The sequence below is a fragment of the Rhizobium sp. PDO1-076 genome (assembly GCF_000247475.1).
Taxonomy (GTDB): Bacteria; Pseudomonadota; Alphaproteobacteria; order Rhizobiales; family Rhizobiaceae; genus Allorhizobium.
The window spans coordinates 1-7,470 of sequence record NZ_AHZC01000082.1; the positions used below are offsets into that span (position 1 = coordinate 1).

General features: G+C 60.3%; 5 protein-coding genes. 4 read left to right on the forward strand and 1 reads right to left on the reverse strand.

Features of this window, described 5'->3' with window-relative positions; translation table 11 throughout:
- The 3 genes from PDO_RS06545 to lexA form a co-directional block, all read left to right on the forward strand.
- On the forward strand, positions 1-1,005 hold a 1,005-nt coding region (locus PDO_RS06545), incomplete at its 5' end, for a type I secretion system permease/ATPase (protein WP_037072828.1).
- Between the two features lie 12 nt (positions 1,006-1,017).
- Complete coding sequence (locus tag PDO_RS06550) at positions 1,018-2,361, forward strand: HlyD family type I secretion periplasmic adaptor subunit (RefSeq protein ID WP_007599493.1); 1,344 nt, start codon at positions 1,018-1,020, stop codon at positions 2,359-2,361.
- A gap of 241 nt (positions 2,362-2,602) precedes the next feature.
- Positions 2,603-3,322 (forward strand): transcriptional repressor LexA, encoded by a 720-nt coding sequence (gene lexA, locus PDO_RS06555; protein WP_007599495.1) that lies wholly within the window; start codon positions 2,603-2,605, stop codon positions 3,320-3,322.
- A gap of 67 nt (positions 3,323-3,389) precedes the next feature.
- On the opposite strand, the gene PDO_RS06560 is transcribed toward lexA, so the two are convergent.
- Positions 3,390-5,894, reverse strand: a complete 2,505-nt coding sequence (locus PDO_RS06560; protein WP_244426368.1) for a ComEC/Rec2 family competence protein — start codon at positions 5,892-5,894, stop codon at positions 3,390-3,392.
- Positions 5,895-6,173: 279 nt separating this feature from the next.
- On the opposite strand from PDO_RS06560, the gene gltA reads away from it, so the two are divergent.
- On the forward strand, positions 6,174-7,463 hold the full coding sequence (gltA, locus tag PDO_RS06565; RefSeq protein WP_007599499.1) for a citrate synthase: 1,290 nt from the start codon (positions 6,174-6,176) through the stop codon (positions 7,461-7,463).
- Positions 7,464-7,470: the final 7 nt, after the last annotated feature.

Sequence of the window (7,470 nt, forward strand, 5' to 3'; positions counted from 1 at the left end):
TGCTGCGGTTTCAAAGGTATCCGTCTTCTGACGCAGGTCACGATGCTCGGCTGGGGTGCATATCTTTCGATCAGAGGTGAACTCACCGGTGGCATGGTCATCGCCTCCTCGATCATTGCCGGGCGTGCGCTGGCGCCGATCGAAGGTGCGATCGAAGGATGGAACCAGTTCAGCCAGTCGCGCGCTGCCTATGGGCGGATCGCCGCGCTGCTGAAAGCCTCACCGCTCAATTTCGAACGGCTCAATCTGCCGAAACCCGAGGGGCGGCTTGACGTGGAGCGGCTGCTCTATGTGCCGCAGGGCACTAAGCGGGTCGTGCTGAACGGGATTTCGTTTGCTCTCCAGCCAGGCGATTCGCTTGCCGTCATCGGCAATTCCGGCGCGGGAAAGACCACGCTCGGCAAGATGCTGGTCGGCTCGATCCTGCCGACATCGGGAAATGTGCGGCTGGACCTGATGGACCTTCGCAACTGGGACCAGCGGCAGTTCGGCGAAAACATCGGCTACCTGCCGCAGGACGTGCAGCTCTTCCCCGGAACCATCAAGGCCAATATTGCCCGGATGCGCTCCGATGCCGATGACGAGCAGATCTACCGCGCCGCCATGCTGGCCGACGTGCACGAAATGATCGCCGGCCTGCCGCATGGCTATGAAACGATGGTGGCCGCCGATGGCTCGCCCCTGTCCGGCGGGCAGAAGCAGCGCATTGCACTGGCGCGAGCCTTTTTCGGCGATCCCCATCTGGTGGTCCTCGACGAGCCCAATTCCAACCTCGACAGTGCTGGCGACGTGGCCCTGATGCGCGCGCTGCAGCACGCCAAGGAGCAAAAGATCACCATGATCACCGTGACCCAGCGCCCTGCCCTGCTCAACAGCGTCGACAAGATCCTGCTCTTGGTCAACGGCACCGTCGCCTTGTTCGGCATGCGCATGGATGTGCTGAAGGCATTGCAAGCCCGCGGCATCGATATCGAAGGCGGTTCATTCGGTCATCAGCTGCAATAGGAGGCGACGTGCATGGTAGACATCGCCAAAGTCCACGATATCGAGTGGTACTCCGACGTGCCACGGTCGATCAGCAAGCAGACGATTGTCGGCCTGGTTCTGATGGCGATTGCCTTCGGTGGGTTCGGCACATGGGCATCGACCGCGCCGCTTGCGGCTGCGGTCATTGCCCAGGGCAGCTTCGTCGCGACCGGCCAGAACAAGATCCTCCAGCATCTGGAAGGCGGCATCATCGAACAAATTCTGGTTAGCGAAGGCGATCAGGTGGTCGAAGGACAGGCTCTCGTGCAACTGGACGAGACTGCGGCCCAGGCGAAGAAGCGTGAACTGTTTCTACGCCGCATGCGACTGGATGTGACGGCGGCACGGCTGACCGCGCAGTTCGAGACCGTCGAGAAACTGGATCTTTCCTCGTTGCTGAAAGAACACCGCGGCGATCCCGACGTCTGGGCGATCCTGGTCAGCCAGCAGCTGAATTTTAGAGCGCAGCGGCAAAAGCTCTCCAGTGAGATCGCCTTGCTGCAACAGAACATCCGGGCACTCGAATTCCGTGAAATCGGCTATACAAGGCAACGTGATGCGTCGATCCGCCAGCTCGAACTGCTGAAGGATGAATATGCCGCGAAGCAGATCCTGCTGGAAAAGGGCGTGGCGCGGGCCAACGAGGTCAAGGCTCTTCTCAGAGCCATCGCCGAGGCGGACGGCCAGATCGGACGGCTTGAGGCGGAAATCGCCGAGACCCAGGCCCAACGGACGAAGGGCGAGCAGGAGGTGCTGCGCGCGGAAAGTGCCTATCGCGAAGATGCACTCGAGCGCCTGCAGGCGATCCAGGGCGAGCGCGACATGGTGCGGGAGCAGTTGCGGGAAGCGGCCAATATTCTCGAGCGCGCGACGATCAATGCACCGGTTTCCGGCACCGTCGTCCGGATCCACTATCACACCAATGGCGGTGTCATCGAAAGCGGCAAGGCAATCCTCGAAATCCTGCCGGCCGGCGTGCCACTGATCATCGAAGCTCAGATTCCGCGCAACGACATCGACAGCGTCAAGCTGGGCCAGTCAGCCACCATACGGCTGGTTGCCCTGAACCAGAGAACGACGCCGGTGCTGACGGGCGACGTCTTCTACCTGTCGGCGGATGCGCTCCAGCAAACCGGCAATACCTCGACGGCGCCGCACGACGTCTACCTTGCCCGGATCAACATTCCACCGACGGAACTGGCACGCGTTCATGGCTTCACACCCACTCCCGGCATGCCGGCCGAAGTGATGATCCAGACCAATGAAAGAACCTTCTTCAACTATATCGCCAAGCCGATTACCGACAGCATGTCGCGCGCCTTTTCGGAGCAGTGAAACGGCAGCCAATGACGCCCGTGCGTACGTCGATGACGTATCGCCAGCCAGATTGCCGACAGTGTTTGGGCCGAACGCGCCCCGACACTACCTGCTGTGTGACCGAAAGAGCCTCGACGGATTTTTTTCGCCATCGGTCAGCTAGGCCGATGCAATGTTCACGGAAATTTATCCCCTTGCGGAACACATATGGAACATATAGTGTCTGTTCTGTATTTGTTTCACCAATGGGGCACCGGATATGCTGACGCGCAAGCAACAGGAACTGCTTCTTTTCATCCACGAACGGATGAAGGAATCCGGTGTGCCTCCGTCTTTCGACGAGATGAAGGATGCGCTCGACCTCGCTTCGAAGTCGGGCATTCACCGCTTGATCACGGCGCTCGAGGAACGCGGCTTCATTCGCCGTCTGCCGAACAGGGCGCGCGCGCTTGAAGTCATCAAGCTGCCGGAGGCCTATACGCCCAGCCTGCAGCCGCGGCGCGGCTTTGCGCCCAGCGTGATAGAAGGCAGCCTTGGCAAGACGCCGCCGGCGCCATCCGCATCGACCCGATCCGCCAATGAAGGCAACTCATTGTCGGTCAGCGTTCCGGTCATGGGCCGCATTGCCGCCGGCGTGCCGATCTCGGCCATCCAGAACAACACACATGATATCACCGTGCCGGCCGAAATGATCGGTTCCGGCGAACACTATGCGCTGGAGGTCAAGGGCGATTCGATGATCGATGCCGGCATTCTCGACGGCGACACCGTGATCATCCGCAATGCCTCGAATGCCAATCCCGGTGACATCGTCGTTGCTTTGGTTGACGACGAAGAGGCTACGTTGAAGCGCTTTCGCCGGCGCGGCGCATCGATCGCGCTGGAAGCGGCAAATCCGGCCTACGAGACGCGGATCTTCGGACCTGACCGGGTGAAAATCCAGGGTAAACTGGTCGGTCTCATCCGGCGCTACCATTGACAAACCGGGCCGGCATCTGCTGGCCCCTTTTTCGTTTGCGCCGTTCGGCTCGTCCTTTTTGTGAGGATTACCACTCGGAATGTCTTTCGGCCGAATGACTGTCGGCTTGCGAACCGGTTCGCCAATCATAGAGGCGGTGACGGGTCCAGGGACGCGATGAACCGGCAAAGGACGGGATGACCGTCAATGTCCGGCGGGAGCGATCACGAAGAAATATTTCGAGACTTCCCGTGCTTCGCAGGCTTTCGGCTGAAATCAGTTGCGCGCCGGAACGGCAATCTACAAAACCCGGTCGCTGGGCAACGATGACAAGATCGGCAAGATCACAGGCTATGCCCGTCGCCTCGTGGCGATCGAGCGTAATGATGCGCCAATCGCGAAGCATGGCGGCGCAAGCGCCCTTGATGCAGGTGAAATGCTGATCGTTGGCTGAGGCCAGAAGATCTCGGAGCCTTTGACGGGCCACCGAGATTTCCGCATCGGACAGAGGTGTTCGTCTTGGCCTATCCTGCGACACAAGCTCGGCTGCCGGGCCGGACATCGCCTGCGGCGTAATGGCGGCAACAATACCGAGAGCGGGCTGCCATTGATCGAAGATGAAAGCGGGTGGACGGATGCGATTGGTGGCAATTTGATCGTCAACCGTGTGCATGGTCGCTGTACCCGGCCAGAAACCGACGAGCCGCCCGTCTTCGCTGACGGCCAGATCTGCCTTTGGCGCTTGGTTCGAAAGGGCTGCTGCAAGCAGCGTGACTACAATCACCACCGTCCCCGCATGGCGCAAACGGGTGCGCAGCAGCGTCAACAGCAGAAAGCCGGTGACGGTCATCGGCAGGAGCCAGGTCGGTTGACGCGTGAATGCGTAGCCGTCTCCCCATCCGGCAATCTCTTGGGCGACAATCAACACCCATTCCAATCCATAACCCATGACGATCAGAAATGGTGCGTCGAGCCCCAGCGGCATGAGGATCATGGCGATGAAGCCTGCCGGCATCACGACCAGCGAAATCAAAGGCATGGCAATCAGGTTGGCCTCGAGGCTGTGGGACGAGAGCCTATGAAAATGGCTGATCGCGAAAATCGCTGTGGCCAGTCCGCCGATCAGGGAGGTGGCCAAAGTCCCGCCGAAAAAACGCCCGAAGGTCGCCAGCACGACGTATTTTCGTGCGCGAAATCGTGGGAGCACGTTCCTGGGCCTTGATCGCCAGCCGGCATAACCGGCGATCAAGGCGGCGGTGGCGGCAAATGACATCTGGAAACTGGGGCCCATCACGGCCGATGGCTGGACGATCAGGATGAGCGTTGCGGCCAGAGCAAGGTTGCGCAGGCTGATCGCAGGACGGTCGACAAGCACAGCCACCAGCATGATCGAGGTCATCAGATAGGCCCTCACTGCCGAGACTTGATAACCGGAGATCATCACATAGCCGGTGACCGCCAGAAGCGCGCCGGCGGCGGCGATCTTCTTCACCGGATAGGTCTGGGCCAAGACCGGAAACAGGCTGAGACCGGCGCGTAAACCGACAAAGAAGATCCCGGCAGCGAGCGCCATATTGAGGCCGGAGATCGCAGTGATATGGGCAAGCCCGGAGAGGCGCAGCGCTTCCGTTGCCCCCTCGGACATCGATCGCCTCTCACCGGTGATGATCGATGCGGCAAATGCGCCTGGATCGCCGGACACAACGGTTCGAATGCGGATGGAGATCTGGTCGCGTAGCGCAAACAGCGACTGATCCGCGGTCAGCCAGAATTCACCCCAAGATTTCGGCAAAAACTCGAGCCACAACTGCCCCATGCCGGAGGGTGCTACCGGCGGCAGAGTGAACGCGACCGGTGGTCCGAGAAAGAAACCAACCGCACCAATGCCGGAGAAATAGCTGGCGAAGGCGAAATCGTTCATTCCCGGTAGTGCCGGACCTGACGGCGGCGACAGGCGGGCACGACCGGAGGCAAGTGTCCCAATCGCCAGCGGTTCATGGCGGCTTCGAGCAAGGACGGAGATGCGTTGCGGAGGGCGGCGCAGCGTCGGCTCAAGGGTGCCGGTCAGGCGCATGACATAGCGCCACTCGCCCGAGGCTCCAGCCTCCCTGCGTTCGACAACTCCGGTCACGATCGTCACCACCGGCTGGTCAAGCATGGTGGTCGCGGCTCTTCGCGTTTCCCATTCCGCAAGAAGCATGCCGGCGCAGGTCAATGTCGCAGCACAGAGCATGGCATGTCTTGCCGTCGCGGGTGCAGTCTGGAAGCAGATGTCGGCCAACAGGGCGGTCAATATGCAGGCGATGACGGTTGCGGGTGGTGGTGCCGAGAGCGCGAACCAGACGGCGGCACCCGCGCCGAGGCATACCGGGACAAAGTGGAACAGATGGCCATGCCGCGCTTCAAGCGCGATAGCGGCGGTGCATAAAGCGGGAAGCCTTGCACAGCGTTCGCGCCAATAGATAAAAGGCGGATTGGTCCGTTTTGCAACTGCTGCCCGTCGTCTCACCGAAGGCGGAATATCGGGCAGCGCAACATCGACCTGCGCCCCTGCGTCGGCCATTGCGGTCTCGCCCTGCGCCAAGTCCGACACGTGCACCCGTCCCTCGCCGATGCCGGGAAAAGCCCAGCTAAAGCCAAGAGACTAAAGGATTTCCGTCAACAATCAATGCGTGCATCGCGCCCGGATCGGAAAGCCTTTGCAACTTCAAACGATTAGAACCGATCGGTTCGATTGTTGCCGATTTCGCGATGCACAATTTGCCCTTTGGATAGCTTGGCATTAACTTCCGTATCATATAGCTACATCAACACGCTTAACCGATGGCGCCTTTTTATCGAGACGCCGTCCCGCCAATTCCGGAGGATTAGCATGACGGACAAGAGCGCTTCTTTGAAACTCGGGGAACAGATGGTTGACCTGACCGTCAAGGGTGGAACCATCGGCCCTGACGTGATCGACATCGCTGCCCTGTACAAGCACACCGGCGCCTTCACCTACGACCCCGGCTTCACCTCGACGGCGTCGTGCGAATCCAAGATCACCTATATCGATGGCGATGAGGGCGTTCTGCTGCATCGCGGCTACCCGATCGAGCAGCTGGCTGAAAAGGGCGACTTCCTCGAAGTTTGCTATCTACTGCTGTACGGCGAATTGCCGACCGCTGCCCAGAAGAAGGACTTCGACCATCGCGTCACGCATCACACTATGGTGCATGAGCAGATGAGCCGCTTCTTTACCGGCTTCCGTCGCGACGCCCATCCGATGGCTGTCATGGTCGGCACCGTTGGCGCCCTCTCCGCCTTCTACCATGACTCGACCGACATCACCGATCCGCACCAGCGCATGGTCGCGTCGCTGCGCATGATCGCCAAGATGCCGACGATCGCCGCCATGGCCTACAAGTACCATATCGGCCAGCCCTTCGTTTATCCGAAGAACGACCTCGACTATGCGTCGAACTTCCTGCGCATGTGCTTTGCCGTTCCGTGCGAGGAATACCAGGTCAACCCGGTTCTGGCACGCGCCATGGACCGTATCTTCATCCTGCATGCCGATCACGAGCAGAATGCCTCGACCTCAACTGTTCGTCTCGCCGGCTCGTCGGGCGCCAATCCGTTTGCCTGCATCGCCGCTGGCATTGCCTGCCTCTGGGGCCCGGCACATGGCGGTGCCAACGAAGCGGCGCTCAACATGCTGATGGAAATCGGCACCGTTGACCGTATTCCGGAATACATCGCCCGCGCCAAGGACAAGAACGATCCGTTCCGCCTGATGGGCTTTGGCCACCGCGTCTACAAGAACTATGACCCGCGCGCCAAGATCATGCAGAAGACCATGTACGAAGTGCTGGAAGCGACCGGTCATGGCGACGATCCGCTGATGCAGGTCGCTCTGGAGCTCGAAAAGATCGCGCTCAGCGACCCGTATTTCAAGGAAAAGAAGCTCTATCCGAACGTCGACTTCTATTCCGGCATCACGCTGCGCGCGCTCGGATTCCCCACGACCATGTTCACCGTTCTGTTCGCGCTTGCCCGTACCGTTGGCTGGATCGCCCAGTGGAACGAAATGATCGAGGACCCGCAGCAGCGCATCGGCCGCCCGCGCCAGCTGTATACAGGTTCGCCGCAGCGCGATTACCTGCCGGTGTCCAAGCGCTGATCATCAG